Source organism: Phycicoccus jejuensis (assembly GCF_044797865.1).
Lineage (GTDB): Bacteria > Actinomycetota > Actinomycetes > Actinomycetales > Dermatophilaceae > Phycicoccus > Phycicoccus jejuensis.
The window spans coordinates 2,100,770-2,126,380 of the sequence record NZ_CP085209.1; the positions used below are offsets into that span (position 1 = coordinate 2,100,770).

Annotated in this window: 33 protein-coding genes; 19 read left to right on the forward strand and 14 right to left on the reverse strand. The window is 73.9% G+C overall.

From position 1 onward, the window contains the following. Positions 1-11 precede the first annotated feature (11 nt). The 5 genes from LG324_RS09870 to era are packed head-to-tail and all read left to right on the forward strand — an operon-like array spanning position 12 to position 4,203. Complete coding sequence (locus LG324_RS09870; protein WP_030529294.1) at positions 12-359, forward strand: histidine triad nucleotide-binding protein; 348 nt, start codon at positions 12-14, stop codon at positions 357-359. Between the two features lie 56 nt (positions 360-415). Then, positions 416-1,495, forward strand: a complete 1,080-nt coding sequence (locus LG324_RS09875; protein WP_404347460.1) for a PhoH family protein — start codon at positions 416-418, stop codon at positions 1,493-1,495. Continuing rightward, positions 1,492-1,959 (forward strand): rRNA maturation RNase YbeY, encoded by a 468-nt coding sequence (ybeY, locus tag LG324_RS09880; RefSeq protein ID WP_404347462.1) that lies wholly within the window; start codon positions 1,492-1,494, stop codon positions 1,957-1,959. The genes LG324_RS09875 and ybeY overlap by 4 nt, the downstream gene beginning before the upstream one ends. A 13-nt stretch (positions 1,960-1,972) precedes the next feature. Beyond that, complete coding sequence (locus LG324_RS09885; RefSeq protein ID WP_404347464.1) at positions 1,973-3,265, forward strand: hemolysin family protein; 1,293 nt, start codon at positions 1,973-1,975, stop codon at positions 3,263-3,265. Further along, positions 3,262-4,203: a GTPase Era gene (era, locus tag LG324_RS09890; RefSeq protein WP_404347467.1), complete on the forward strand. Its 942-nt coding sequence runs from the start codon at positions 3,262-3,264 to the stop codon at positions 4,201-4,203. Before LG324_RS09885 ends, era begins: the two co-directional genes overlap by 4 nt. A 10-nt stretch (positions 4,204-4,213) precedes the next feature. On the opposite strand, the gene LG324_RS09895 is transcribed toward era, so the two are convergent. The 6 genes from LG324_RS09895 to LG324_RS09920 all read right to left on the reverse strand — a co-directional run bounded on the left by LG324_RS09895 (position 4,214) and on the right by LG324_RS09920 (position 7,005). Further along, entirely contained in the window at positions 4,214-4,378 is a 165-nt protein-coding gene (locus LG324_RS09895) for a LuxR C-terminal-related transcriptional regulator (RefSeq protein WP_169742089.1), read from the reverse strand. Positions 4,379-4,441: 63 nt separating this feature from the next. Then, on the reverse strand, positions 4,442-4,705 hold the full coding sequence (locus LG324_RS09900; RefSeq protein WP_404347471.1) for a hypothetical protein: 264 nt from the start codon (positions 4,703-4,705) through the stop codon (positions 4,442-4,444). A 187-nt stretch (positions 4,706-4,892) separates the two neighbouring features. Then, a complete protein-coding gene (locus LG324_RS09905; RefSeq protein WP_404347473.1) occupies positions 4,893-5,570 on the reverse strand; it encodes a LuxR C-terminal-related transcriptional regulator in 678 nt (225 codons plus the stop codon). Then, a complete protein-coding gene (locus tag LG324_RS09910) occupies positions 5,567-5,713 on the reverse strand; it encodes a LuxR C-terminal-related transcriptional regulator (protein WP_404347475.1) in 147 nt (48 codons plus the stop codon). Before LG324_RS09910 ends, LG324_RS09905 begins: the two co-directional genes overlap by 4 nt. An 18-nt stretch (positions 5,714-5,731) precedes the next feature. Beyond that, on the reverse strand, positions 5,732-6,238 hold the full coding sequence (locus tag LG324_RS09915; protein WP_404347478.1) for a hypothetical protein: 507 nt from the start codon (positions 6,236-6,238) through the stop codon (positions 5,732-5,734). A 65-nt stretch (positions 6,239-6,303) separates the two neighbouring features. Continuing rightward, entirely contained in the window at positions 6,304-7,005 is a 702-nt protein-coding gene (locus LG324_RS09920; RefSeq protein ID WP_404347481.1) for a LuxR C-terminal-related transcriptional regulator, read from the reverse strand. Between the two features lie 271 nt (positions 7,006-7,276). Between LG324_RS09920 and LG324_RS09925 the strand changes: the two genes are divergently transcribed. Continuing rightward, positions 7,277-8,311 (forward strand): aspartate-semialdehyde dehydrogenase, encoded by a 1,035-nt coding sequence (locus LG324_RS09925; protein WP_404347483.1) that lies wholly within the window; start codon positions 7,277-7,279, stop codon positions 8,309-8,311. Positions 8,312-8,485: 174 nt separating this feature from the next. After that, positions 8,486-8,740 carry an acyl-CoA-binding protein gene (locus LG324_RS09930; protein ID WP_404347485.1) on the forward strand — a complete coding sequence of 85 codons (255 nt, stop codon included), beginning with the start codon at positions 8,486-8,488 and terminating at the stop codon, positions 8,738-8,740. Here the strand turns inward: LG324_RS09930 and LG324_RS09935 are convergent. Then, positions 8,730-9,665 (reverse strand): GNAT family N-acetyltransferase, encoded by a 936-nt coding sequence (locus tag LG324_RS09935; protein WP_404347487.1) that lies wholly within the window; start codon positions 9,663-9,665, stop codon positions 8,730-8,732. The genes LG324_RS09930 and LG324_RS09935 overlap by 11 nt on opposite strands. Positions 9,666-9,734: 69 nt before the next feature. Here LG324_RS09935 and LG324_RS09940 point away from each other — a divergent pair, with 69 nt between their 5' ends. The 7 genes from LG324_RS09940 (at position 9,735) to LG324_RS09970 (ending at position 15,629) form a co-directional block, all read left to right on the forward strand. Next, positions 9,735-10,328 (forward strand): ankyrin repeat domain-containing protein, encoded by a 594-nt coding sequence (locus tag LG324_RS09940; RefSeq protein ID WP_404347490.1) that lies wholly within the window; start codon positions 9,735-9,737, stop codon positions 10,326-10,328. A gap of 48 nt (positions 10,329-10,376) precedes the next feature. Continuing rightward, positions 10,377-11,396, forward strand: coding sequence for a 1-aminocyclopropane-1-carboxylate deaminase (locus LG324_RS09945; protein WP_030529306.1), 1,020 nt, complete (start codon positions 10,377-10,379; stop codon positions 11,394-11,396). Positions 11,397-11,462: 66 nt separating this feature from the next. Continuing rightward, positions 11,463-12,086, forward strand: coding sequence for a GNAT family N-acetyltransferase (locus LG324_RS09950; RefSeq protein ID WP_404347492.1), 624 nt, complete (start codon positions 11,463-11,465; stop codon positions 12,084-12,086). A 188-nt stretch (positions 12,087-12,274) separates the two neighbouring features. After that, a complete protein-coding gene (gene leuA / locus LG324_RS09955) occupies positions 12,275-14,017 on the forward strand; it encodes a 2-isopropylmalate synthase (RefSeq protein ID WP_404347494.1) in 1,743 nt (580 codons plus the stop codon). A gap of 6 nt (positions 14,018-14,023) precedes the next feature. Continuing rightward, on the forward strand, positions 14,024-14,902 hold the full coding sequence (locus LG324_RS09960; protein WP_030529309.1) for a PfkB family carbohydrate kinase: 879 nt from the start codon (positions 14,024-14,026) through the stop codon (positions 14,900-14,902). A 48-nt stretch (positions 14,903-14,950) separates the two neighbouring features. Then, complete coding sequence (locus LG324_RS09965; RefSeq protein ID WP_245616182.1) at positions 14,951-15,265, forward strand: VOC family protein; 315 nt, start codon at positions 14,951-14,953, stop codon at positions 15,263-15,265. A gap of 19 nt (positions 15,266-15,284) precedes the next feature. Next, positions 15,285-15,629, forward strand: a complete 345-nt coding sequence (locus tag LG324_RS09970; protein WP_030529311.1) for an iron chaperone — start codon at positions 15,285-15,287, stop codon at positions 15,627-15,629. A 15-nt stretch (positions 15,630-15,644) separates the two neighbouring features. On the opposite strand, the gene LG324_RS09975 is transcribed toward LG324_RS09970, so the two are convergent. Beyond that, positions 15,645-16,271 (reverse strand): alpha-ketoglutarate-dependent dioxygenase AlkB, encoded by a 627-nt coding sequence (locus LG324_RS09975; protein WP_404347498.1) that lies wholly within the window; start codon positions 16,269-16,271, stop codon positions 15,645-15,647. 118 nt (positions 16,272-16,389) lie between these two features. Between LG324_RS09975 and LG324_RS09980 the strand changes: the two genes are divergently transcribed. After that, positions 16,390-17,070 carry an SDR family NAD(P)-dependent oxidoreductase gene (locus tag LG324_RS09980; protein ID WP_404347500.1) on the forward strand — a complete coding sequence of 227 codons (681 nt, stop codon included), beginning with the start codon at positions 16,390-16,392 and terminating at the stop codon, positions 17,068-17,070. Positions 17,071-17,091: 21 nt separating this feature from the next. Here the strand turns inward: LG324_RS09980 and LG324_RS09985 are convergent, their stop codons facing one another. Further along, positions 17,092-17,787, reverse strand: a complete 696-nt coding sequence (locus LG324_RS09985) for a hypothetical protein (RefSeq protein ID WP_404347502.1) — start codon at positions 17,785-17,787, stop codon at positions 17,092-17,094. A 51-nt stretch (positions 17,788-17,838) separates the two neighbouring features. Between LG324_RS09985 and LG324_RS09990 the strand changes: the two genes are divergently transcribed. The 3 genes from LG324_RS09990 (at position 17,839) to LG324_RS10000 (ending at position 20,606) form a co-directional block, all read left to right on the forward strand. Beyond that, on the forward strand, positions 17,839-18,675 hold the full coding sequence (locus tag LG324_RS09990; protein ID WP_404347505.1) for a DNA-3-methyladenine glycosylase family protein: 837 nt from the start codon (positions 17,839-17,841) through the stop codon (positions 18,673-18,675). 402 nt (positions 18,676-19,077) lie between these two features. Beyond that, complete coding sequence (gene recO / locus LG324_RS09995) at positions 19,078-19,803, forward strand: DNA repair protein RecO (RefSeq protein ID WP_404347507.1); 726 nt, start codon at positions 19,078-19,080, stop codon at positions 19,801-19,803. Beyond that, positions 19,800-20,606 carry an isoprenyl transferase gene (locus LG324_RS10000; protein WP_030529317.1) on the forward strand — a complete coding sequence of 269 codons (807 nt, stop codon included), beginning with the start codon at positions 19,800-19,802 and terminating at the stop codon, positions 20,604-20,606. Before recO ends, LG324_RS10000 begins: the two co-directional genes overlap by 4 nt. A 16-nt stretch (positions 20,607-20,622) precedes the next feature. Here the strand turns inward: LG324_RS10000 and LG324_RS10005 are convergent, their stop codons facing one another. From LG324_RS10005 to LG324_RS10025, 5 genes are read right to left on the reverse strand one after another with little or no spacing between them, the layout of a single operon-like run. Next, on the reverse strand, positions 20,623-21,033 hold the full coding sequence (locus tag LG324_RS10005) for a Fur family transcriptional regulator (RefSeq protein ID WP_030529318.1): 411 nt from the start codon (positions 21,031-21,033) through the stop codon (positions 20,623-20,625). Next, positions 21,030-22,040, reverse strand: a complete 1,011-nt coding sequence (locus LG324_RS10010; protein WP_404347511.1) for a metal ABC transporter permease — start codon at positions 22,038-22,040, stop codon at positions 21,030-21,032. The genes LG324_RS10005 and LG324_RS10010 overlap by 4 nt, the downstream gene beginning before the upstream one ends. Continuing rightward, a complete protein-coding gene (locus LG324_RS10015; protein WP_404347514.1) occupies positions 22,037-22,840 on the reverse strand; it encodes a metal ABC transporter ATP-binding protein in 804 nt (267 codons plus the stop codon). The genes LG324_RS10010 and LG324_RS10015 overlap by 4 nt, the downstream gene beginning before the upstream one ends. Beyond that, positions 22,837-23,787, reverse strand: a complete 951-nt coding sequence (locus tag LG324_RS10020; RefSeq protein ID WP_404347516.1) for a metal ABC transporter substrate-binding protein — start codon at positions 23,785-23,787, stop codon at positions 22,837-22,839. Before LG324_RS10020 ends, LG324_RS10015 begins: the two co-directional genes overlap by 4 nt. 59 nt (positions 23,788-23,846) lie before the next feature. Beyond that, a complete protein-coding gene (locus tag LG324_RS10025) occupies positions 23,847-24,131 on the reverse strand; it encodes a DUF6703 family protein (RefSeq protein ID WP_030529322.1) in 285 nt (94 codons plus the stop codon). A gap of 71 nt (positions 24,132-24,202) precedes the next feature. Here LG324_RS10025 and LG324_RS10030 point away from each other — a divergent pair, with 71 nt between their 5' ends. Beyond that, positions 24,203-25,597: a glycine--tRNA ligase gene (locus LG324_RS10030; protein WP_207022975.1), complete on the forward strand. Its 1,395-nt coding sequence runs from the start codon at positions 24,203-24,205 to the stop codon at positions 25,595-25,597. The last annotated feature ends 14 nt before the right edge of the window (positions 25,598-25,611 follow it).

The window sequence follows — 25,611 nt, forward strand, 5'->3', positions numbered from 1 at the left end:
AGGGTCGGCGCATGAGCGAGACCTCCGAGTGCCTGTTCTGCCGCATCCTCGCGGGTGAGGTCCCGGCCGACGTCGTCGCCGAGACCGACCACTCGCTGGCCTTCCGCGACATCGGCCCCCAGGCGCCGACGCACGTCCTCGTCATCCCGCGCCGCCACGTCCCCGACATCGGGACGCTCGCCGCCGAGGCACCCGAGGAGCTCGCCGACGCCGTCGCGCTCGCGGCCCGCGTCGCCGACGACGAGGGTCTCGAAGGGTTCCGGCTCGTCGCCAACACGGGCGCGGCCGCGCAGCAGACGGTCTTCCACTGCCACCTGCACGTCCTCGGCGGGCGCGAGCTGACCTGGCCCCCCGGCTGACCGGCGCGCATTCCCGCGTGATGCCCGTCGGTGCGGGCCTCTAGACTGGCCCGACGATGTCAGACGCGCAGAACGACGGCCCGGCCCCCGACGCCGGCTCCAGCCCCAGCCAACCGCACGTGCCGCTGCACACGGTCACGATCCCGGCCGACGTCCAGATGGTGACGCTGCTCGGTCCCCGTGACGAGATGCTGCGGACGATGGAGCGCCAGTTCCCGCAGGTGCAGGTGCACGTGCGCGGCAACGAGTTCCACCTCGCCGGCCCGAGCGCCGAGGTCGCCCTCATCGAGCGGCTCATCGACGAGCTCCTCGACGTCATCGACGGCGGCCAGCCGCTCAACCGCGACGCCGTCGAGCGCTCCATCCAGATGCTCCGCGCGCAGACCGTCGAGCGTCCCGCCGACGTCCTGACGATGAACATCGTCAGCAACCGCGGGCGCACCATCCGGCCGAAGACGCTCAACCAGAAGCGCTACGTCGAGGCGATCGACGCGAACACCGTCGTCTTCGGCATCGGGCCCGCCGGCACCGGCAAGACCTACCTCGCGATGGCCAAGGCGGTCGCGGCCCTCCAGGCCAAGCAGGTCAACCGGATCATCCTCACGCGTCCGGCCGTCGAGGCGGGGGAGCGGCTGGGCTTCCTGCCCGGCACGCTCAACGACAAGATCGACCCCTACCTGCGGCCGCTCTACGACGCGCTGCACGACATGGTCGACCCGGAGTCGATCCCGAAGCTCATGGCGTCCGGCACCGTCGAGGTCGCGCCCCTGGCATATATGCGGGGTAGGACGCTTAACGATGCGTTCATCATTCTCGACGAGGCGCAGAACACCTCGGGCGAGCAGATGAAGATGTTCCTCACCCGCCTCGGCTTCGGCTCGAAGATGGTCGTCACCGGTGACGTCACGCAGGTCGACCTGCCCGGCGGCACGACGAGCGGCCTGCGGATCGTGCGCGACATCCTCGGCGACATCGAGGACGTCCACTTCTCCGAGCTGACGGCCGCCGACGTCGTGCGCCACCGGCTCGTCGGGCACATCGTCGACGCCTACGACCGCTGGGACGCGGGGCAGCAGAAGGGTCCGCGCCGCGCACCGGCCCGCCGTCCCTCCCCGCAGGACGGTCCGGGCGCATGAGCATCGACGTCCTCAACGAGACCGAGGTCGCGCTCGACGAGCTCGAGCTCGTCGCGTGCGCGCGCTACGTCCTCGCCGAGATGCGCGTCCACCCGCAGGCCGACCTCTGCCTGCGCCTCGTCGACGAGGCCGCGATGGAGACCCTCCACGTGCAGTGGATGGACCTGCCCGGCCCGACCGACGTCATGAGCTTCCCGATGGACGAGCTGCGCCCCGGCCGCGACGGCGTGCCGCCGCAGGAGGGCGTCCTCGGCGACATCGTGCTCTGCCCGACCGTCGCTGCGAAGCAGGCCCGCGAGGCCGGCCACGCCACCGAGGAGGAGCTGCTCCTGCTCACGACGCACGGCATCCTCCACCTGCTCGGCTTCGACCACGCCGAGCCCGAGGAGGAGAAGGAGATGTTCGAGCTGCAGCGCCAGCTCCTGCTCACCTTCCTCGCCACCCGCGGTCGACCGAGCACCTGAGCCGGAGGACCCCATGACCCGGCTCGTCGTCGCAGCCGTCCTCGCGACCTTCGTCGCGTTCCTCATCTCGATGGCCGAGTCGGCCTTCCAGCGGATGTCGCGGGTGCGCGCCGAGGAGCTGGTCGACGAGGGCCGCCCCGGCGCCGCCGCGCTCGTCCGGGTCGTCGGCGACACCGCCGCCTACCTCTCCGTGCTGTCGTTCCTGCGGGTCATCGCCGAGTCGACCGCTGCCGTGATGGTCACCCTCGCCGCGGTCGCGCTCGTCGAGGGCACGTGGCAGCCGTTCCTCGTGGCGATCGGCGTCATGGCGCTCATCAGCTTCGCCATCGTCGGTGTCTCGCCGGGCACCCTCGGCCGCCAGCACAGCGTCCGCGTCGCCCTGCTCGCGGCGCCGGTGGCCATCTGGCTGCGCCGGGTGCTCGGCCCGTTCTCCCGGCTGCTCATCGCGCTGACCAACGCCGTGACGCCGGGCAAGGGCTTCCGCGACGGGCCGTTCGAGAGCGAGTCCGAGCTGCGCGACCTCGTCGACGTCGCCCGCGAGAACCGGCTCATCGACTCCGACGAGCGCGAGATGCTCCACTCCGTCTTCGAGCTCGGCGACACCCTGACCCGCGAGGTGATGGTCCCGCGCACCGACATGGTCGCGGTCGACGACGACCGGGTCTGCCGCCAGGCGATGAAGCTCTTCCTCCGCTCGGGGTTCTCGAGGATCCCCGTCGTCGGCGAGAGCGTCGACGACGTCGTCGGCATCCTCTACCTCAAGGACGTCGTGCGGCGGATGAACGCCGACCCGGCGGCCGTCACCCTGCCGGTCACCGAGCTGATGCGCCCGGCCCGCTTCGTCCCGGAGAGCAAGCCGGTCGACGCCCTCATGCGCGAGCTCCAGCTCGAGCAGACCCACCTCGCCGTCGTCGTCGACGAGTACGGCGGCACCGCCGGCATCGTGACGATCGAGGACATCCTCGAGGAGATCGTCGGCGAGATCACCGACGAGTACGACCGCGAGGCCTTCGAGGTCGAGGAGCTGCCCGACGGCCGCACCCGCGTCGCCGCGACGATGCACGTCGACGACTTCGCCGAGCTCTTCGACGTCGACCTCGACGAGGACGAGGTCGACACCGTGGGCGGGCTCATCGGCAAGACGACCGGGCTCGTGCCCATCCTCGGGTCGTCCTGCGAGGTGGCGGGGCTGCGGCTCACGGCCGAGCGCATGTCCGGGCGGCGCCACCGCGTCGCCACCGTCCTCGTCGAGCGGGTCGCCCCCGAGCTGCCCGCCGACGCCGAGCTCGAGGAGAGCGTCGGATGACCGACAGCACCCCCATCGCCCCGCGCGAGGGCTACGTCGCCGGGTTCGCCTGCTTCGTCGGCCGTCCCAACGCGGGCAAGTCGACCCTGACCAACGCGCTCGTCGGGCAGAAGGTCGCCATCACCTCGAGCAAGCCGCAGACGACGCGGCACACCATCCGCGGCATCGTCACGACGAACGCGAGCCAGCTCGTGCTCGTCGACACGCCGGGCCTGCACCGGCCGCGCACGCTCCTCGGGGAGCGGCTCAACGACCTCGTCCGCGAGACGCTGCTCGAGGTCGACGTCATCGGCTTCTGCCTGCCCTCGGACCAGCGCGTCGGCCCGGGCGACCAGTTCATCGCCAACGAGCTCGCCGAGCTGCGCCGCGGCCGCCGCGTGCCGGTCGTCGCCATCGCGACCAAGTCCGACTCCGTCGACCGCCAGCGGCTCGCCGAGCACCTCATCGCCGTCGACCGGCTGGGGGACTGGGATGCCATCGTGCCGTGCTCGGCGACCCGCGGCGACCAGGTCGACGACGTGGCGGAGGTGCTGTCCGGCTACCTGCCGCCCTCGCCCGGGCCGCTCTACCCCGACGGCCAGCTGACCGACGAGCCGGAGGCCGTCATGGTCGCCGAGCTCGTCCGTGAGGCGGCCCTCGAGGGGGTGCGCGACGAGCTGCCGCACAGCCTCGCGGTCGTCGTCGAGGAGATGGTCCAGCGCGAGGACCGGCCGGCGGACGACCCGCTCCTCGACGTGCGCGTCCACGTGTTCGTCGAGCGCGACAGCCAGAAGGCGATCGTCATCGGCCGCGGCGGCTCGCGGCTGCGTGAGGTCGGCACGAACGCCCGGCAGGGCATCGAGGCGCTGCTCGGGCAGCGGGTGCACCTCGACCTCCACGTCAAGGTGGCCAAGGACTGGCAGCGCGACCCCAAGCAGATGCAGCGCCTCGGGTTCTGACGACTCCCGGTCAGCGGGTGCCGGCGGCGACGAGCATCGCGACGGCGTGCGAGCGGTTGCGGGCGCCCAGCCACGCGACGACCTCGCGGACCTCGTGCGACACGGTGCGCGCACCGACGCCGAGCGCGGTGGCGATCTCCCGGTCCGAGTGGCCGTCGAGCAGGAAGAGCGCCACACGAAAAGGTCTCTCCGGCAACGGGGTACGCAGCCCTAGTTCTTGCCACGGCACGGCGGCCTCTCACGCCTCCTCGAAGGCGGCACACGCGAGGGCCACGAGGTCGGGGTCGTCCGAGCCGTAGGCGGACCCCGACACGGCCACGCCGTCGGGACCGGGGACCACGAGGTACCGCTCGTCGAGGACGATCATCTTGAGGTGGACCGGCCCGATCCGGCAGCGCGGGTCGAAGGACGTGAGCAGGGGCGACTCGTGCGCGTGACGGGTGGAGAAGACGACCCTCTCGTGGAGGCCCCTCGACCGGGTCCGGTGGTTGAGGTGGTCCATGGCCGGGAGATGGACGGGACGTGACGGTCGGCGACCCGCCAGAACGAGCGTTCGGTCGCGGCCTGGAGCTCGCCGAACGCGCGGGCCAGCTCGCGGCCCTCCCCGAGCGGGCGCAGGACCCGGTCCCCGGAGGACAGCAGGGCACGGACCCGCTCGGCCAGCCGTCGGGTGTCGGCGAACGCCCTCGTCATGCAGCCCCCGCCAGCATCGCGATGGCGTGGGCCCGGTTGCGCGCACCCAGCCAGGCGACGACCTCGCGGACCTCCTGCGGCACGGTGCGCGCGCCGACCCGCAGCTCGTCGGCGACCTCGCGGTCCGAGTAGCCCTCCAGGAGCAGCAGAGCGACCTGGAAACGTCTCTGCGGCAGGGGTGGACGCAGCCCGACCTCCTGCCAGGGGGCGGAGCGGGACCACATCTGTTCGAACGCCCCGATGCCGAGCCGGACCAGGTCCGGGTCGTCGGTGCCGCACGCGGTGGCCGACACCCCGACCCCGTCGGGGCCCGGGACGACGAGGTAGTCCTCGTCCACGACGAGGACCTTGAGGGTGACCGGACCGATTCGGGCCTGCGGCTCGAAGGACGTGAGGAGGGGCGAGGAGCGGGCATGGGGCGTCGAGTAGATCGAGCGTTCCTCGATCCCTCGGGCGCGCGAGCGGTCGTCGAGCTCGTGCATGCCCCGGGCGGTCATCCGGATGTGGCGCTGCGCGGCCAGCCACACCGAGCGCCTCGTGCGCGCCTCGAGCTCCTCGAACGCCCGGACGAGCGCCCAGCCCTCGCCGAGCGGCCGGAGGACGGGGTCGTTCGCCCGCAGCAGGGTCTCGACCTGCGTGGCGAGTCGCCGGGTCGCGCTCCCTCCGACGCTCACGCCGCCCCCACGAGCATCGCGATGCCGTGGCCCCGGTTGCGGGCACCGAGCCAGTCCAGCACCGCCCGCACCTCGACGGCGACGGTGCGCGCGCTGACCCCCAGGGTCTCGGCGATCTGTCGGTCCGACAGCCCGTCGGCCATCCCGAGCGCGACATGGAACTAGCGGGGGTCCAGCGGGGGGCGCAGCCCGGCGTCCTGCCAGCCACGCCCGTGCGCCCACGCGTCCGCGATCGCCCGGGCAGCGAGGGCCACGAGGTCCGGGTCCTCGGTGAGGAAGGCGTGCACCTCACGGTCCAGGGGCCTCGGCGACGCGAGGAGCGCCGCCCGCTCGTCGACCACGAGCGCAGGGAGCGGGACATCCCCGATCCGGACCTCCGGCTCCAGCGTCGTCAGGAGGGGGAACGAAGCCGCCGCGCGGGGCGAGTACACCGTCCGCTCGTCGACCGCCCGGTCACGCGCCGGCCCGTCCAGGCCCAGCGTCCGTCGCAAGGACGAGAGCCTCGCTCCCCACTGCATGCTCCACACGCGGGCTGCCGTCTGCGCCGCCAGCCCGACGAGCACCTGCGTCACCTCGGCGGGCGTCGGCAGCGGGGTGAGCACGGGGTCCTGCTGGTCGATCGCCTCCGCGACGCGGCCGGGCAGCTCCGTCGCGGGCGGCTGGGGCACGGCGGTGTCTCCTGGGGCTGGTGGGGCCGCCCAGCCTAGAGGGGGTGGCGCGGACCCGCAGCAGGTCAGGGGCCGGCGTCGCCGATGAGGGCGATGGCGTGCGACCGGTTGCGCGCGCCGAGGCGACGGATGACCTCGGCGACCTCGGCCGAGACGGTCCGCTCCGAGACCCCGATGGCCCGCGCGATCTCCCGGTCGCTGGCACCGTCGGTCAGGTGGAAGGCGATCTCGACCATGCGCCGGGTGAACGGTGCCGTGTCGCCCGGGTGGGGGTCGACGGCGGCCCGCCACACGGCGTCGAAGGCGCGCACGGCGCCGCCGACGACCTGGGGCGCCGTGCTCGTCCACACCGAGCCGGCGAGCTCGTGGCCGGGCGGCGCACCGACGTAGACGCGCCGGGCGTCGACGACGAGCAGCGGCGCGTGCACCGGGTGGTGCCGGAAGTACGGGTGGTGGTGGCTGGCGAGCACCGGCAGGCGGGCCGAGGTGACGCGGTCGGTGACGTACCGGCCGTCGATGCCGGTCCGCCGCGAGGCGTCGGCGAGCGGGCGCGCCATCCGGACCTCCGACCACGTGGGGCGGAACGTCATGTGCCAGATGCTGCGGCGGACCGATCCCGCGAGGGCGGCGATGCCGGACTCGAAGGCCGGCGCGAGGTCACCGAGCGGTTCCATCCGCGGGTCGCCCCGGACGGCGAGCGCCTGCACCCACCGGAAGAACTCGCCCACGTCGTACGCGTGCTCCCCGGCACCGTCCTGGGTCCCCACGGATCCTGCTCCCTCCCACGGTTGCGAGATCTCGCAATCACGCTTCCCCCCTCGGGGCTCTTCGGGTCACAGTAGTGCCGCGACGGCCACCGCCGACGGAGGTCGTCGCGCCACGCGGTCCTCCGGGGCGGAGAGCAGGCGTGGCCGGGTGCACCGTTCCAGGGGTGGGGGTGCCCCGGCCACGCCACCGGCTCGGGCTCCTCGCCCGGGCGGTGACCGGATGCCGGGCCGTCGACGGCCGGCGGACGCCGCCCTCCCTAGACTGGCCGGCATGCGAGTCGGAGTCTTCGGTGCGACCGGTCAGGTCGGCAAGGTCATGCGTACCCTCCTGCACGAGCGGAACTTCCCGGTCGAGGAGATCCGCTACTTCGCGTCGGCGCGCTCCGCCGGCTCGACGCTGCCGTGGGACGGCCGCGACGTGACCGTCGAGGACACGGCCACGGCCGACTTCTCGGGCCTGGACCTCGCGCTCTTCTCCGCGGGGGGCGCGACCTCGCGTGAGTGGGCGCCCCGCGTGGCCGCTGCCGGGGCCGTCGTTGTCGACAACTCCAGCGCCTGGCGCAAGGACCCCGAGGTCCCGCTCGTCGTCTCCGAGGTCAACCCCGACGACCTCGACGACATCCCGAAGGGCATCGTCGCCAACCCGAACTGCACGACGATGGCTGCGATGCCGGTCCTCAAGCCGCTGCACGACCTCGCCGGGCTCGTCCGGCTCCACGTCTCCAGCTACCAGGCGGTGTCCGGCTCCGGCGGCGTCGGCCTCACCGAGCTCGACGGTCAGCTGCGTGGCGGGTACGCCGCCGGCGACCCCAAGGACCTCGCGCTCGACGGCTCCGCGCTCACCCTGCCCGACCCGCAGGTCTACGCCGTGCCGGTCGGCTTCAACGTCGTCCCGCTCGCGGGCTCGCTCGTCGACGACGGCAGCCTCGAGACCGACGAGGAGCAGAAGCTGCGCAACGAGTCGCGCAAGATCCTCCACATCCCCGGCCTGCGCGTCTCGGGCACCTGCGTGCGCGTCCCGGTCTTCAGCGGGCACAGCCTCGCGATCCACGCCGAGTTCGAGCGCGACATCAGCCCCGAGCAGGCGCTCGAGGTGCTCGGCCGCTCCGCCGGTGTCGTCGTCACCGACGTGCCCAACCCGCTCCAGGCGACCGGGCGCGACGAGGTGTTCGTCGGCCGCGTCCGCGCCGACCAGGCGGCGCCCGAGGGCAAGGGGCTGGCGCTGTTCGTCGTCGGCGACAACCTGCGCAAGGGTGCGGCCCTCAACGCGGTCCAGGTCGCCGAGGAGCTCGTCAAGCGCCGCTGAGCGCTGCCCCCGTCCGCGCCTCAGCTTTTCGGGGTCACCCCGAAATGTCCACGAGACCCCGGCTCCGAGCCGGGGTCTCGTGGACGAACCGGGGTGTCGAGGCGCCACGGCGGGCGTCGACGGCCGCCGGACGAGCGCTGGCCCCCGGGCGGGCCGACGCCTAGAGTCGCCGCCATGGCCACCGAGGACGAGTTCCGCGCCGCCGTCGAGGCGGTGTCCGGGCTGACGAAGGACCCGGGCAACGACACCAAGCTGCGCCTCTACGCGCTCTACAAGCAGGCCACCGAGGGCGACGTCGGCGGCAAGCGCCCGGGGATGATGGACTTCGTCGGCCGCGCCAAGTACGACGCCTGGGCCGCGGCCCGCGGGACGGACGCCGAGGCCGCCCGCACCGAGTACGTCGAGGTCGTGCGGGGCCTCAGCAGCTGACGCCGTCGTGGTCGCGGACGAGGTGGACCCACGTCGCGGCCACCCGCATCCCGACGCGCCGGTAGAGGTCGAGGGCCCCGGTGCGGCTGTCGGTCGACAGCTCTCTGCGCACCGCGCCGTGGGCGGCGGCGTGGCCGAAGCCGTCGGCGAGGAGCGCCTGCGCCAGACCCCGCCCGCGGTGCTCGCGCGCGACGGCGACCTGGTCGACGAACCCGCACCGCCGCTCGTCGACGACGGTGAAGCAGGCGCCGACGACCTCGTCGCCGAGCGCCGCGACCCGCAGGTTCCACGGCTCGAAGCCGGGCCGCCGGACGGTACCGGCCGCCCACTCGTCGTAGGTCTCGCCGGTGCGGTCCGACCACTCCCCGAACGCGGTCTCGATGACCTCGTGCGCCGCGTGCCGGTCGGCGTCGCTCGTCGCGGTGCGCAGCTCGTACCCCCGGGGGAGCGGACGCTCGGGCACCCGCGCCCCGGCCGGCAGCTCGAGCACCCACGAGGTCCAGCCGTCGCGGTAGCCGCGCGCCTCCAGCAGCCGGTGCCCGGCGGACCCGCGCGGTACCGTCTGCCCCACCGACGCCGCCCCGGTGGCGCGTGAGCGCGCCTCGGCCCACGCGGCGAGCCACGTCCCGACCCCGTGCCCGCGCGCGTGCGGGTGGACGGCGCCTTCGGCCCGGCTCCCGCGCCGGGCCACCTCCACCGCGCCCACGAGCCGCCCGGCGCGGAGGACGCCGCGGGTGTCCGTGGCCAGGTCCATGCTCGGGCGTGACCAGTCGGCCTCGATGTCGGCCCGCTCGAGGGCGACGACGCCGCTGTCCTCGAGCTGCGCGCTCGAGTACACGAAGTACACGGCGTCGAGGTCGTCGGCGGTCAGCGCACGCTCGGAGCAGCCGGCCGGGAGGGTGGGCAGATCGGGGGAGTGCGTCACCGGGACAGGATGTCCGACGGGCCGCGCGCCCCGCACCCGCGTTTCCGGCGGTGTCGCACACTGGGGTCCGTGACCACCGCCGACACCGACCTCCTCGCCGCCGCGTCGACGGGGGACGCCGACGCCGTCCGGGCCGCCCTCGACGCCGGGGCCGACACCGAGGCCCGCGACGAGCACGACCGCACGCCGCTCCTCCTCGCGGCCGCCGCCGACCACGTCGAGGCCGCCCGGGTCCTCGTCGCCGCCGGCGCCGACCCGGACGCCCTCGACGACCGTTACGACACCCCGTGGCTCGTCACCGGCGTGACCGGGAGCGTCGCGATGCTCGAGGTGCTGCTGCCCGCCGACCCCGACCTCACCGAGGTCAACCGCTACGGGGGCGTCTCGGTCATCCCGGCCAGCGAGCGCGGCCACGTCGACTACGTGCGCCGGGTGGTGACCACCGGCATCGACGTCGACCACGTCAACCGGCTGGGCTGGACCGCGCTCCTCGAGGCGGTCATCCTCGGGGACGGGGGAGCGCGCCACCAGGAGATCGTCCGCATCCTCCTCGAGGCCGGCGCCGACCCGTCCGTCGCCGACGCCGAGGGCGTGACCGCGCTCGAGCACGCCGAGCGCCTGGGCCGCACCGAGATCGCGCGCCTGCTCCGCGAACGGGGCTGACACGCGGGCCCCCCCGCGGTGGTAGACCTGCGGTGGTAGACCTGCGGGATGCGCCTGCACGAGATCCCGCGGTACCCGCTGACCTTCGGCCCGAGCCCGGTGCACCACCTGCGACGGCTGAGCGAGCACCTCGGCGGGGCGCAGGTGTGGGCCAAGCGCGAGGACGTGAGCAGCGGGCTGGCCTACGGCGGCAACAAGGTCCGCAAGCTCGAGTACATCGTCCCGGACGTGCTGGCCAGCGGCGCCGACACCCTGGTCTCCATCGGCGGGTACCAGAGCAACCACACCCGCCAGGTCGCCGCCGTCGCCGCGCACCTCGGCCTGAAGTGCCGTCTCGTGCAGGAGAAGTGGGTGCCGTGGGACGACCCGGTCAACGACCGGGTCGGCAACATCCTCCTCTCGCGGATGATGGGCGCCGACGCGCGGCTGGACCCGGCGGGCTTCGACATCGGCATCCGCGACTCGTGGAAGGACGCGCTGCGCGAGGTCGAGGAGGCCGGCGGGACGCCCTACCCGATCCCCGCGGGGGCGAGCGAGCACCCGCTCGGCGGAGTCGGGTTCGCGAACTGGGCCTTCGAGGTCGCCGAGCAGGAGAAGGCGCTCGGCGTCATCTTCGACACGGTCGTCGTCTGCACGGTCACGTGCTCGACGCACGCCGGGATGGTCGCCGGCTTCGCGGCCCTGGAAGACCTGACGGGCGTTCGCCGTCGGATCATCGGCATCGACGCCAGCGCCACGCTCGAGAAGACGCGGGCGCAGCTGGAGCGCATCGCCCGCCACACCGCCGAGGTCATCGAGCTCGGCCGCGACCTGCGCGACGACGAGCTCACCCTGCTGCCGGACTGGGCCGGCGACCTCTACGGCATCCCCGTCGACTCGACGATGGAGGCCATGCGCCTCGGCGCCCAGTACGAGGCGATGATCACCGACCCCGTGTACGAGGGGAAGTCCCTGGCCGGGCTCGTCGACCTCGTCCGGTCCGGCGACATCCCGAAGGACTCGACCGTGCTCTACGCCCACCTCGGCGGCCAGCAGGCGCTCAACGCGTACCACTCCCTCTGGCCGTGACCGGCGGGCACCCGCTCGACGACGTCGCCTGGTCCGCGCTCACCGGCCCGCAGGCCGGTCTGGCACGTGCGGCCGCGGGGGGCCCGCGCCCTCGGCTACCGCGACGGCATCGCCCCGTTCTGCGGCGTCGGCGTGCTCGACGCCGAGGGGTGGGACGCCCTCGCCGAGCTCGTCGGACCCGGGAACACGGCGGTGTTCCTGCGCGGCGAGGTGCCGCCCACGCCGGCCGGCTGGACCGAGCTCGTGCGCGAGCCGGCGACGCAGCTGGTCGCGGAGCGGCCCGTCGGTCGCAGCGGGGAGGACGGGCTGGTCGAGCTGGGTGACGCCGACTCGCCCGAGATGGTCCGGCTCGCGGCCGAGACCGAGCCCGGCCCCTTCGGCCCGACGAGCCACCTCGCCGGTCGCTGGTTCGGGGTGCGCCGCGAGGGACGGCTGGTCGCGATGGCCGGCGAGCGCATCCGGCCGCCCGGGTGGGGCGAGGTCTCGGGGGTCTGCGTGGCCGCCGAGGCGAGGGGCGCGGGACTCGGGGCGCTCGTGACCCGCGCCGCCGCCGGTGCCATCGAGGAGCGCGGTGACCGGGCGATGCTCCACACCCGGCTCGGCAACGACGGCGCCGACCGGCTCTACCAGCGCCTGGGCTTCACCGTCCGGCGGCAGGTCGACGTCGTCGTGCTCCGGCGCGACGGGTGAGCCCGACGGCCCGAGTCGTGGACACATCGCTCGCCACCCCGCGACCCCTGTGGCATGCTCGACGTGTGCGTTCCTCGCGCCTCCTCCTTCGCTGCCGCGGCGGGGCCTGACATCGGCCGCCCCTCGTCGCGGAGCTCCTGCTGCACCCGGCCGGCCCCCCGCAGACGAGACGAAGGCGTAGCGCAGAGATGATCCACCCCCAGCAGACCTCCGGGATGCCGACGGCGAAGTACGTGCCGTTCCAGGACCAGATCGAGGTCCACCTCCCCGACCGCACCTGGCCCGACCGCACGATGACGAAGGCGCCGCGCTGGTGCGCCGTCGACCTGCGCGACGGCAACCAGGCGCTCATCGACCCGATGGACTCCGAGCGCAAGATGCGGATGTTCAAGCTCCTCGTGCGGATGGGCTACAAGGAGATCGAGGTCGGCTTCCCGAGCGCCAGCCAGACCGACTTCGACTTCTGCCGCGAGCTCATCGAGGGCGGGCACATCCCCGACGACGTGACGATCCAGGTCCTCACGCAGAGCCGCGACCACCTGATCGAGCGGACCTTCGACGCGATCCGCGGCAGCAAGCAGGCGATCGTCCACTTCTACAACTCGACCTCGGTCCTCCAGCGCCGCGTCGTCTTCGGGATGAGCGAGGACGGCATCGTCGACATCGCGCTCCAGGCCGCGCGCCTGTGTCGCAAGCTCGAGGAGACGGTGCCCGAGACCGACGTCTACTACGAGTACTCGCCGGAGTCGTACACCGGCACCGAGCTCGAGTTCGCCGTGCGCATCTGCAACGAGGTCATCGACGTCATCGACCCGACGCCGGACCACAAGATGATCATCAACCTGCCCGCGACGGTCGAGATGGCGACGCCCAACGTCTACGCCGACAGCATCGAGTGGATGATCCGCCATCTCGACCGGCGCGAGTCCGTCGTCGTCAGCCTGCACCCGCACAACGACCGCGGGGAGGGTGTGGCCGCCGCCGAGCTCGGCTACCTCGCCGGCGCCGACCGCATCGAGGGCTGCCTCTTCGGCAACGGCGAGCGCACCGGCAACGTCTGCCTCGTCACCCTCGGGATGAACCTCTTCAGCCAGGGCATCGACCCCGAGATCGACTTCTCCGACATGGCCGAGGTCCGGCGCACCGTCGAGTACTGCACCCAGCTGCCCGTCCACGAGCGGCACCCGTGGGGCGGGGACCTCGTCTACACGGCCTTCTCCGGCTCCCACCAGGACGCCATCAAGAAGGGCCTCGGGGACATGGAACGCCGGGCGAAGGACAAGGGCACGAGCATCGACGACCTCGACTGGGGCGTGCCGTACCTGCCGATCGACCCGCACGACATCGGCCGCTCCTACGAGGCCGTCGTCCGCGTCAACAGCCAGTCCGGCAAGGGCGGGGTCTCGTACCTGCTCAAGGCCGAGCACGGGCTGGACCTGCCGCGCCGCCTCCAGGTCGAGTTCAGCCACGTCGTCCAGCGCCGCACCGACACCGAGGGCGGCGAGCTCTCGGGCGCCGAGATCTGGGCGATGTTCGCCGACGAGTACCTGCACGCCGAGTCGCCCGACCACCGGTGGGGACGGTTCAGCCCGGTCCGCTCGACGATCGCCGGCTCCGACGACGGCACCGACGTCATCGACGCCGTCATCCGGGTCGACGGGGTCGACACCCCGGTCCACGGCCGCGGCAACGGACCCATCGACGCCTTCACCGCGGCGCTCGCGACCCTCGACGTCGACGTCCGCGTCCTCGACTACCACGAGCACGCGCTGTCGGCCGGTGGCGACGCCCGCGCGGCCGCCTACGTCGAGTGCGCCGTCGGCGACCGCGTCCTCTGGGGCGTCGGGCTCCACGAGTCGATCGTCAAGGCGTCGCTGCGGGCCATCCTCTCCGCGGTCAACCGCGCCGAGCGCGCTCCCGCCGAGGGCTGAGCGCCGGTGTCCGGCACGGTCCTCGCGTGCGGGCTGGCGACGGTCGACGTCGTCCAGGTCGTCGAGGCCGTGCCGGGCCCGGACGAGAAGGTCGTGGCGCTCGCGGCCGACGTGACCGCGGGCGGCCCGGCGTGCAACGCGGCCCTGACCGCCGCCGCGCTCGGTGTGCCGACCCGGTTCGTCGGGGCGGTGGGCAGCGGGCCGCTGTCGGCGGTGGTGCTGCGCGAGCTCGCCTCCGGGGGTGTCGCGGTGACCGACCTCGCGCCCCCGGCCTTCGAGCCGCCCCTGTCGACCGTGCTGGTGACGCAGGCGACCGGGGAGCGGGCCGTGGTGTCGCGCAACGCCGTCGGGGTGGGGGATCTCGGGGCGCCGTCGGACTCGGCGCTCGACGCCCTGCTCGACGGGGTGGCGGCGGTGCTCGTCGACGGGCACCACCTGCCGGTCGCCGTGGCGGTCGCGCGGGCGGCCCGGCGGCGGGGCGTGCCGGTGCTCCTGGACGGGGGCTCGTGGAAGCCGGGGCTCGAGGAGCTGCTGGCCGAGACCGACCTCGCCGTGCTGTCGTCCGCGTTCACGGTGCCGGGCGACCCGGGGTCGGCCGGGGCGCTCCAGGCCGTCCTGACGGCGGGGCCGTCGTGGGCGGCGGTGTCCGACGGCGCCGGGCCGGTGCGCTGGCGCTGGGCGGGCGGTCTGCACGGCGAGGTGCCCGTGCCGGTCGTCGACGTCGTCGACACCCTCGGGGCCGGTGACGTCCTGCACGGAGCGCTCCTCGCCGAGCTCGGCCGTGGGGGAGCCGGCGACCTGCCCGCAGCCCTGGCCCGCGCGGTGGAGGTCGCCTCGCGCTCGGTGGCCCACCCGGGCGCCCTCGGCTGGGCGCGGCAGCGATGAGTTCCTGCCCCGGGACGGGTCTGCTCTGACATGGAAGCAACCCTCGTGATGCCCAACCTCCGCGTCTCCGACCTCGACGCCGCCGAGCGCTGGTACACGGCGCTGCTCGGGCGGGGGCCCGACGAGCGCCCGATGGACGGCCTGCTCGAGTGGCGCCTCGGCCCCGGTGCGGGCCTGCAGGTCTGGCGCGAGCCCGACGCGGCGGGTCGCTCCGGCTGCACCGTCACCGTCTCCGACCTCGACGCCGTCGCCGCGCGGTTGACCGCGGCCGGCGTCGCCCACGAGGGCGTCGAGCAGGCGAGCAGCGTGCGCATCCTGCGGCTCGCCGACCCCGACGGCAACCGCGTCGTCCTCACCGACTGACCGCCCCCGAGGAGCCCCCATGGCCGACACCGTCGACGAGTACCTGGCCGGCTTCGAGGGCGAGGTGCGCGAGCGGCTCGACGCGATGCGCCGGGTCGTCCGCGAGGTGGCGCCCGACGCGGTCGAGTCGATGGCCTACGGGATGCCCGCGTACAAGCTGGACAAGAAGCCGTTGGTCTACTTCGCCGGGTTCGAGCGGCACGTCGGCTTCTACGCGACCCCGAACGGGCACGAGGCCTTCGCGGAGGAGTTCGCCGCCTACCGGCAGGGCAAGGGCTCGGTGCAGCTGCCGTTGGACCGGCCGCTGCCGCTCGGGCTCGTCCGGAGGGTCGTCGAGTTCCGCGTCGCGAGCATCCGCGGCTGAACGGGTCCTCGCGCGTCAGCGCACTCCCCGCACCCGGAACTGGATGCTGATGCGCGGACCGACGGGGCGCGCGGTCTTCGGGACGGCGTGGTCCCAGGTGCGCTGGCAGGAGCCGCCCATCACGAGGAGGTCGCCGTGCCCGGCGGCGAACCGGCGGGAGGCGCCGCCCTCGCGCGGGCGGAGCAGGAGGTCGCGCGGGGCGCCGACGGACAGGATCGCCACCATCGTGTCCTGGTTGCGGCTGCGCCCGATGCGGTCGCCGTGCCACGCGACCGAGTCGTGCCCGTCACGGTAGAGGCACAGGCCGGCGGTGACGAACGGCTCCCCGAGCTCGGCGGCGTAGTGCGCCGAGAGGGCGTCGCGGGCCTCCTCGAGCGCGAGGTGGGGGAGCGGGTCGCCCTCCCCGTAGAAGGACAGCAGGCGCGGGGTGTCGACGACCGAGTCGTACATCTGCCGCCGCTCGGCGAACCACGGGACGTCACGGCGCAGCGCCTCGTAGAGCTCGTCGGCGCCACCGACCCATCCGGTGCGCTCGTCGACCCACGCGCTGTGGTCGAGCACCGTGCGTCGCACCGAGTCGCCGAGCGGCCGGACCTCGATGCCGTCGGCGAGGTCGAGGAGCGAGCCCTGGAGCACTGCCATGTGGTGAGCGTAGCCCGGAATCGAACACGTGTCCACGATCTCGCCCCACGTTCGACGCGCGCCGGAGGCGACGGGTCCGTGCCCGCGGGCACGCGGCGCCCGCTGCGAGAGTGGCGCCATGAGCGAGGAGAACGCACAGGTCGTGGCGGTCGTCGGTGCCTCGGGGGTGCTCGGCGGGCTGGTCGCGCGGGGGCTGCAGGAGCGGGGGTCCACCGTCGTCGCGGTCGGACGGGACGCGGGTCGGCTGGGCGAGGCCGTCCCGGGGGCGACCCAGGTGGTCGGCGAGATCGGGGACGCCGCGCTGGGGGACCGGCTCGTCGCGCACTGCCGCCAGGAGCACGGACGGCTCGACGGGGTCGTCAACGCGGCGGGCGTCGTCGCCTTCGGGACGCTCGTCGACACCGACGACGCCGTCATCGAGGAGCTCTTCCTCACCGACGTCATCGGCCCGCTCTTCCTCGCGCGCCGGGTGCTGCCCGCCCTGGGGGAGACCAAGGGCTACCTCGCGAACCTCAGCGCCGTCGTCGCCGAGGCACCGCTGCCCGGGATGGTCGCCTACGCCGCGGCCAAGGCGGCCCTGACCGCCGCCGACCGCGCGCTGGCCCGCGAGGCCCGCCGCAGCGGGGTGCAGGTCATCGACCTGAGGCCCCCGCACACCGAGACCGGGCTCGCGACGCGCCCGCTGGCCGGGACGGCGCCGTCGCTGCCGCAGGGGCTCGAGCCCCAGCAGGTTGCGCAGGTCGTGCTCGACGCGATCGAGCAGCGCACGGCCGAGGTGGCATCCGGCGACTTCGCCTGAGCCCGGTCGTGGTGGGCGGGCCTACTCCTCCTCGTCCGAGCTCTCCCCGGCGTCCTCGCCCTCGTCGTCGTCCCACGTGATCGCCAGCGAGGAGCCGTACGTGGCGCCCGACATCGGCGCGTAGGCGAACCAGCCGACCCCGTCCTCGCCGGGCGGCGGAGGCGGGTCCCAGAGGACGTGCTCGCCCGTGGCGGCCTCGCGCAGCGGTGCCAGGGGGAGGGAGGCCGCGCTCTCGGGCACGCCGAGGTGGTCCCAGCGCACGACGAGCTCGAGCGCGTCGCCGTCGGGGAACGGGTGGAGCCACCACCAGCGGCTCGAGCGCAACGCGTCGCCCTGGCCGCTGGTCTGCGCGAGGGTCGAGGGGCCGGCGTCCTCGTCCGGAGGGCCGTGCGGGGGGCGGTGTCCGAGGCGCGTCCCGTCGGCGAGCCGGACGCCGAAGCGCGGCTCCTGCTGCTCCCAGACGTGCGCGACGTCGTCGACCGGTCGGGTGGCGCCGGGCCGGACCCACGCCTCGACCTCGATCTCGAGACCGCGCGAGAACGCACGCGCCCGGGTCGCCCGGACGACGACGTCGGGGCCGGTGAAGATCGCGACGTCGAGGGGGACGGTCACCCCCACGACGTGCCGCGGCGGCATCCACGGGATGTCGTACTCGGGCTGGTCGGGCTCGAGCTCCTCCGGCTCCGGCCACGGGTCGAAGAACGGCTGCTGCGTCATCCCGGCAGCGTAGGGCGCAGCGGTGTCGCCGGGGTGGGGTTGGATGGGCGCGTGCCCGTCCCGCCCCTGACCGAGGAGGTCGTGTCCGCGCCGGTCGACGTGCCGGCGCTGCGGGCCTGGCTCGTCGCGCATGCCGTCGACGGCGTCGAGACGACGACGGTGGAGCCCGGCGGGAGCATCCACCGGCGGTCGGTCGGGGACGGGTGGCTCGAGGTCGTGCTGCCGGGGTCCGGTGCGCCGGTGCTGCGCTCGGGGGGACCGGGGGCGGCGGGCGCCCTAATGGCGGGGCGGCGGTGGCTCGGGCTCGACCTCGACCCGGCGCCGGGGGTGGCGGCGCTCGCCGACGACCCCGTCCTGGGGGTGCTGGTGCGAGCGCGGCCGCACGTGCGAGTGCCCGGTGCGCCGGACCCGTTCGCCGCCGCGGTCAACGTCGTCCTCGGGCAGCACGTGTCGCTCGCGGCCGGCCGGGTGTTCGCGACCCGGCTGGCGGCGCTGCTGCCCGTCGAGCCGGTGGCGCTCGCGGCCGCCGACCCCGACGAGCTGCAACGAGCGGTGGGCGTCACCGGCGCCCGCGCCCGCACGCTCGTGGCCCTCGGCGCCGCGGTGGCCGGGGGGCTGTCGCTCGAGGCCGAGCCCGACCCGGCGCTGCGGACCGCGCGGCGGGCCGAGCTCCTCGCGCTGCCGGGGGTCGGCCCGTGGACCGCTGACCTCGTGATGATGCGCTGCCTGCGCGACCCCGACGTCTTCCTGCCCGGAGACCTCGTCCTGCGCAAGGCGCTCGGCGGCGTACCGGCGCGTGAGGCGGCCCGGCTGGCCGAGGCCTGGGCGCCGCACCGCAGCCTCGCCGTCGTGCACCTGTGGACCCATCACGCCCTCGACCCCCGCTGACACCGGCGGACGCCGGGGCGCGGATGGTGGCGTCCCTCATGGCGCCAGAGCGGGGGTGATCACCCCATGTCCCGCGCCACGGTCGCGTGCAGGTCGTCAACGGGTCGTGACGACCCCGCACGTGCGGGCTTTACGTGCGCTGGGAGGGCGCCGGACAGCGATAACCCCCGCACGTGCGGGCTTTACGTGCGCTGGGGTGGGGCTCGGACCGCGATAACCCCGCACGTGCGGGCTTGTCGTGCGCCGGGAGGGGGTCGGACAGCGGCAACCCCGCACGTGCGGGCTTGGCGTGCGCTGGGAGGGCGCCGGACAGCGACAACCCCGCACGTGCGGGGATGTCCGGGGCGGGGTCGTCGGCGGGGCGGCGCCGGGGATGTCGGTGCGGGGGCGGATGATGGTGCGGTGCCCCTCTACCGCGACGAGGCGATCGTCCTGCGCACCCACAAGCTGGGTGAGGCCGACCGCATCGTCACCGTCCTGTCCCGGCGCCTCGGCAAGCTCCGGGTCGTCGGCAAGGGCGTGCGCCGCACCCGCTCCCGGTTCGGGGCGCGTCTCGAGCCGGGGATGCACATCGACCTCCAGTGCTACGAGGGCCGCACCCTCGACACCGTCACCCAGGTCGAGACGATGGACCCGTGGGGCGAGGCGATCGCCCGCGACTACCCCGCGTGGACGGCGGCCACGGCGGTGCTCGAGACCTGCGACCGGCTGACCGAGGAGCGCGAGCCCGCCCTCCAGCAGTACCTCCTGCTCGCCGGCGCGCTGCGCAGCCTGGCCCACCGCGAGCACGACCCCGGCCTCGTCCTCGACGCCTACCTCCTGCGGGCGATGGCCATCGGCGGGTACGCCCCGAGCTTCCACGACTGCGCCAAGTGCGGCGCGCCCGGCCCGCACCGCGCCTTCCACGTCGCGGCCGGCGGCGCGGTCTGCCCGGTGTGCCGCGCGCCCGGCTCGACCGCCCCGCACCCCGACACCCTGCGTCTGCTCGCCGCGCTCCTCGCCGGGGACTGGGCGCTCGCCGACGACGCCGACCCCCGGCAGCGCCGCGAGGGCAGCGGCCTCACCGCGGCCTTCCTCCAGTGGCACCTCGAACGCGGTATCCGCAGCCTCCGTATGGTGGAGCGGTGAGCGGCCCCACCCCCTACGAGCGCCCCTTCCCGCACCCCAGCGGCGCGCAGGCCCCGGTCATCGAGGCGTCGCGGATGCCGCGCCACGTCGCCGTCGTCATGGACGGCAACGGTCGCTGGGCCAACCAGCGCGGGCTCGCCCGTACCAAGGGCCACGAGGCCGGCGAGGCCGCGCTCCTCGACGTCGTCGCGGGCGCCATCGAGGTCGGCGTCACGCACCTGTCGGCGTACGCCTTCAGCACCGAGAACTGGAAGCGCAGCCCGGACGAGGTCCGCTTCCTCATGGGCTTCAACCGCGACGTCATCCGTCGCCGCCGCGACCAGCTGCACGCGTGGGGCGTGCGGATGCGCTGGGTCGGCCGGCGGCCACGCCTGTGGGGCTCGGTCATCAAGGAGCTCGAGACGGCCCAGGAGATGACGCGGCACAACACCGGCCTGACGCTGTACTTCTGCGTCAACTACGGCGGCCGCGCCGAGATCGGGGACGCCGTGCAGCGCCTCGCGCAGGACGTCGCCGCGGGCCGGCTCAAGCCGCGCAGCGTCGACGAGCGCACCGTGGCCCGCTACCTGCCGGAGCCGGACATGCCGGACGTCGACCTCTTCGTCCGCAGCTCCGGTGAGCAGCGCACGAGCAACTTCCTCCTGTGGCAGAGCGCCTACGCCGAGATGGTCTTCCAGGACCGGCTCTGGCCCGACTACGACCGCCGCGACCTCTGGGCCGCGGTCGAGTCCTACGTCGACCGCGAGCGGCGGTACGGCGGCGCCGTCGACGCACCCGGCGTGCCGGAGGCCCCGGCCGGCTGACCCCGCCCGACGGACGTCAGCGGCGTGCCGCGCACTCCGCGCAGAGGCCGTCGATCTCGACGGTGTGGCGCACCTGCGTGAAGCCGTGCTCGGCGGCCACGGCCTCGGCCCACCGCTCGACGGCGTCGCCGGTGACCTCGACCGCGAGGCCGCAGGAGCGGCACACGACGTGGTGGTGGTGGTCGTCGGTCGCGCACGAGCGGTAGACCGCCTCGCCGTCCGCGGTGCGGATGACGTCGACCTCGCCGTCGGCGGCCATCGCCTGGAGGTTGCGGTAGACCGTGGCCAGCCCGACGCGGGTGCCGTCGCCGGCCATCGACGAGTGGATCTCCTGGGCGGAGCGGAACTCGACGGTGCCGGTGAGCGCCTGCGCGATCGCGGCCCGCTGGCGGGTGGGCCGGCGGGCGGCCTGCGTCTGCTCGGTCATCGGGTCCCTGCCTCCTGCGGCCGGTCGTGCTCGGGTGCGTGGTGGTGGCCGTGCTCGTCGTAGTGCCCCTCGTGGGCGGCGTGGCGGTGGCCGTCGTGAAGGTAGTCGACGTGGTCGTCGTGCTCGACGGCGTCGTGGCCGCACCGGGGGCCGTGCTCGTGGTCGTGCCGCTCGGCGCGGCGGTGCGCGGCCCGCCGGGCGCGGCCGACGAGCCCGGTCACGACGGTGACCGTGAGGAAGAGGCCGATGGCGATGAGGACGATCGTGCCGCCGGACGGCGTGCCCGCCTCGTACGACACCGCCACCCCGCCGACGCTCGAGACGACGCCGACGAGCACCGCCCAGCGCACGCTCGCCCCGAAGCTGCGGGCCAGCAGCTGCGCCGTGGCGTTGGGGACGATCATCAGCGCGCTGATGAGCAGCAGCCCGACGATCCGCATCGACACGACGACCGTCACCGCCGTGAGCACGGCGAGCACGAGGTTGTAGGCGAGGACCGGCAGGCCCGCCGAGCGCGCGTACTCCTCGTCGTTGGCGACCGCGAAGAACCGCTGCCGCAGCACGGTCGTCACGACGAGCACGACGACGGTGAGCGCGGCGAGCAGGGCGAGGTCGCCGCCGCTCGTCGTGAGGATCGCCCCGAAGAGGTAGGCGGTGAGGTTCGAGGGGTTGCTCGCCGACGAGCGCGCGATGAGCACGACGCCGAGCGCGATGCCGCCGTAGAACATGACGGCGAGCGCGACGTCTCCGCTCGTGCGGCCGCTGGCGCGGATCAGCTCGATGGCGACCCCGGCGAGCACCGCCGCGACGAGGGCGCTGAGCACGGGCTGCGACCCGGTGAGGATGCCGACCGCGACGCCGGCGAGGGCGACGTGGCCCATCCCGTCGCCGATGAGCGACATCCGCCGCTGGACGAGGAAGGTGCCGACCAGCGGCGCGGCGATCCCGGCGAGGAGCGCGGCGACGAACGCCTGGCGCATGAAGTCCAGGGCGAGCATCTCGCTCACGGGTGCACCTCCCGGGGCGCGTCGAAGGGGCCGCCGACCGGCGCGGGGCGGGTCGGGTGGTGGTGGTCGTCGTGGTGGTGACCGGCGCCGGGGGCGTGCGCCGCGAGGTGGGCTGCGTACTGCGGCGGCGTACCGTCGAAGTCGAGGTGGCCGTCGTCCATGCAGACGATGCGGGAGACGACGTCGCGCAGGGCGTCGAGCTCGTGGGTGACGATGAGCATCGACGTGCCGTCGGCGGCCAGGTCACGGAGGGTCGCGGCGAGGGCGTCCTGGCTCGCGCGGTCGACGCCGGCGGTCGGCTCGTCCATCACGAGCAGGTCGGGGTGCCCGGCGAGGGCGCGGGCGATGAGCACCCGGCGCTGCTGCCCGCCGGAGAGTGAGGCGACCTCCTCGTCCGCGCGGTCGGCGAGGCCGACGGCGGCGATCGAGGCGGCGACGACGTCGCGGTCGGTGCGCCCGGCGGGCTTCCACCACGGGCGGTGCGGCAGGCGCCCGACGGCGACGATCTCGGCGACGGTGGCGCGCACCGTCGCCGACAGCGAATGGCGCTGCGGCACGTAGCCGATGCGCGTGTGGTCGTGCAGCTCCGCGCGCGGCACCCCGAGCAGCCGGACCTCGCCGCCCTGCTGCTCGGTCAGGCCGAGGAGGCCGCGGACGAGCGTCGACTTGCCGGAGCCGTTGTGGCCGAGCAGGGCCACGACCTCGCCGGCACGGACCGTGAGGTCGACGCCGGAGACGACCGTGCGGTCGGCGTACCCGAAGGCCGCCGACCGCAGGTCGATGAGGGGGGCGTCGCTCACCGGCACTGCTGGCCCTTCTCGAGCGTCGCGAGGTTGCTGCGCATCACCTCAAGGTAGTCCGTGCCCGCCGAGGAGTCGGTGATCCCCTCGATGGGGTCGAGGACCTGCACGGTGGCCCCGGTCTCGCGGGCGAGGGTCTCGGCGAGGGCGGGGGAGACGAGCGTCTCGCTGTAGACCGTCTTCACGCCGTGCTCCTCGATGTGGGCCGCGAGGTCGCGCAGCGTGGCGGCGTCGGGCTCGGCGTCGGGGGAGATGCCCGCGATGCCCTCCTGCGAGAGTCCGTAGCGCTGGGCGAGGTAGGCGAAGGCGGCGTGCCCGGTGACGAGCTCCTTGCTCTCGCACTGCGCGAGGCCGGTGCGGAACTCGGCGTCGAGGGCCTTCAGCTCGCCGACGACCGTCGAGGCGTTCGCCCGGTAGGTGGCGGCGTGCTCGGGGTCGGCCGTCGCGAAGCGCTCGCCGACGGCGGTGGCGACCTTCTCGAAGCGGACCGGGTCGAGCCAGAAGTGCGGGTCCTGGCTCCCCTCGTGGGCGTGGTCGGCGTGCTCCTGCGCGCTCTCGCCGGCGTGGTCGTGGCCCTCCTCGGTGGCGGTGAGGCTGAGGTCGGCGTCGGCCGAGACGTCGAAGGCGGCGTCCTTCGCCTGGCTCGCGACGGCGTCGTCGACGGCCGGCTGGAAGCCCTTGAGGTACAGGACGACGTCGGACTGCGCGAGCTCGCCCACGTCCTTCGGGGTCAGCTCGAGGTCGTGCGGCTCGGCGCCCGGCTTGGTCATCGCGCGGACGTCGACGAGGTCGCCGCCGACCTGCTGCGAGACCCACTGGAGCGGGTAGAACGCGGCCGACACCTCGAGGGCCTTGTCGCCGGAGCCACCGGAGCCGGGGTCGCTGCTCCCGCAGCCCGCGAGGACGAGGAGGGGGGCGGCGGCGAGGGTGGCGAGAGCGCGCTTCATGACAACGATTCTCATTCGGGATGAGAACCGTTGTCAAATCGCTCGGGGCGACCGTCCCGTCAGGTGCGGGGGAAGGCCTGGGTCAGGAGGATCGCGACCATGAGGACGACGACCGCGAGTCGCATGAGGCGCTCGGCCGTCGACAGGCGCGGCCACGCGAGCGCGAGGATCCATCCGAGGAGCAGGACGACGACGCCGATGAGCAGCCAGCCGGGCGAGGGCAGGAGGATGCCGGCGACGACGAGCACGAGCACGAGGAGGAAGGGGAGCGCCCGGGGGAGGGCGTCCAGCCGGCGCAGCGCGGGCAGGCTGGCCCGCTCGAAGGACTCGCGGAGGGTCGACACGGTGGACCAGCCTACGGGCCCGCGGCAAACCGGTTCGGAGCGCCCCGCCGCCCCTGTATAGCCTTGGCGCCATGGCTGCCCCCACCTCCGTCGTCGACACCGTCGTCTCCCTCTGCAAGCGCCGGGGCTTCGTCTTCCCGTGCGGCGAGATCTACGGCGGGACGCGGTCGGCCTGGGACTACGGGCCGCTGGGCGTCGAGCTCAAGGAGAACATCAAGCGGCAGTGGTGGAAGAGCACCGTGACCAGCCGCGACGACGTCGTCGGCCTCGACTCCTCGGTCATCCTCCCGCGCCAGACGTGGGAGGCCTCCGGCCACGTCGCGACGTTCTCCGACCCGCTCGTCGAGTGCCTCTCGTGCCACAAGCGCTTCCGGGCCGACCACCTCCAGGAGGCCGTCGCCGAGAAGAAGGGCATCGAGAACCCCGACGACGTGCAGCTCGCCGACGTCGCCTGCACGAACTGCGGCACCCGCGGCCAGTGGACCGAGCCGCGCCAGTTCTCCGGCCTGCTCAAGACCTACCTCGGCGTCGTCGAGGACGAGTCCGGCCTGCACTACCTGCGCCCCGAGACCGCGCAGGGCATCTTCCTCAACTTCCTCAACGTCATGCAGTCCTCGCGCCGCAAGCCGCCGTTCGGCATCGCCCAGACCGGCAAGAGCTTCCGCAACGAGATCACGCCGGGCAACTTCATCTTCCGCACCCGCGAGTTCGAGCAGATGGAGATGGAGTTCTTCGTCAAGCCCGGCGAGGACGAGGAGTGGCACCAGTACTGGATCGACGAGCGCACCCGCTGGTACGTCGACCTCGGCATCGACCCGGACAACCTGCGCCACTACGAGCACGCGCAGGAGAAGCTGAGCCACTACTCCAAGCGCACCGTCGACATCGAGTACCGCTTCCGCTTCGCCGGCAGCGAGTGGGGCGAGCTGGAGGGCATCGCCAACCGCACCGACTTCGACCTCACGACCCACAGCAAGCACTCGGGCACCGACCTCGTCTACTTCGACCAGGCGAGCGGCGAGCGCTACACGCCGTACGTCATCGAGCCGGCGGCCGGCCTCTCGCGCTCGCTCATGACCTTCCTCGTCGACGCGTACACCGAGGACGAGGCGCCGAACACCAAGGGCGGGGTCGACAAGCGGGTCGTGCTCAAGCTCGACAAGCGCCTCGCGCCGGTCAAGGCCGCCGTGCTGCCGCTCTCGCGCAACGCCGACCTCTCGCCGAAGGCCCGCGACCTCGCCGCGACGCTGCGCCGGAACTGGAACATCGACTTCGACGACGCCGGCGCGATCGGCCGCCGCTACCGCCGCCAGGACGAGATCGGCACCCCGTTCTGCATCACCGTCGACTTCGACACCCTCGAGGACCACGCCGTGACCATCCGCGAGCGCGACACGATGACGCAGGAGCGGGTGGCCCTGGACCAGGTCGAGGGCTGGCTCGCGCAGCGCCTCGTCGGCTGCTGACGCCGGTCGAGAGG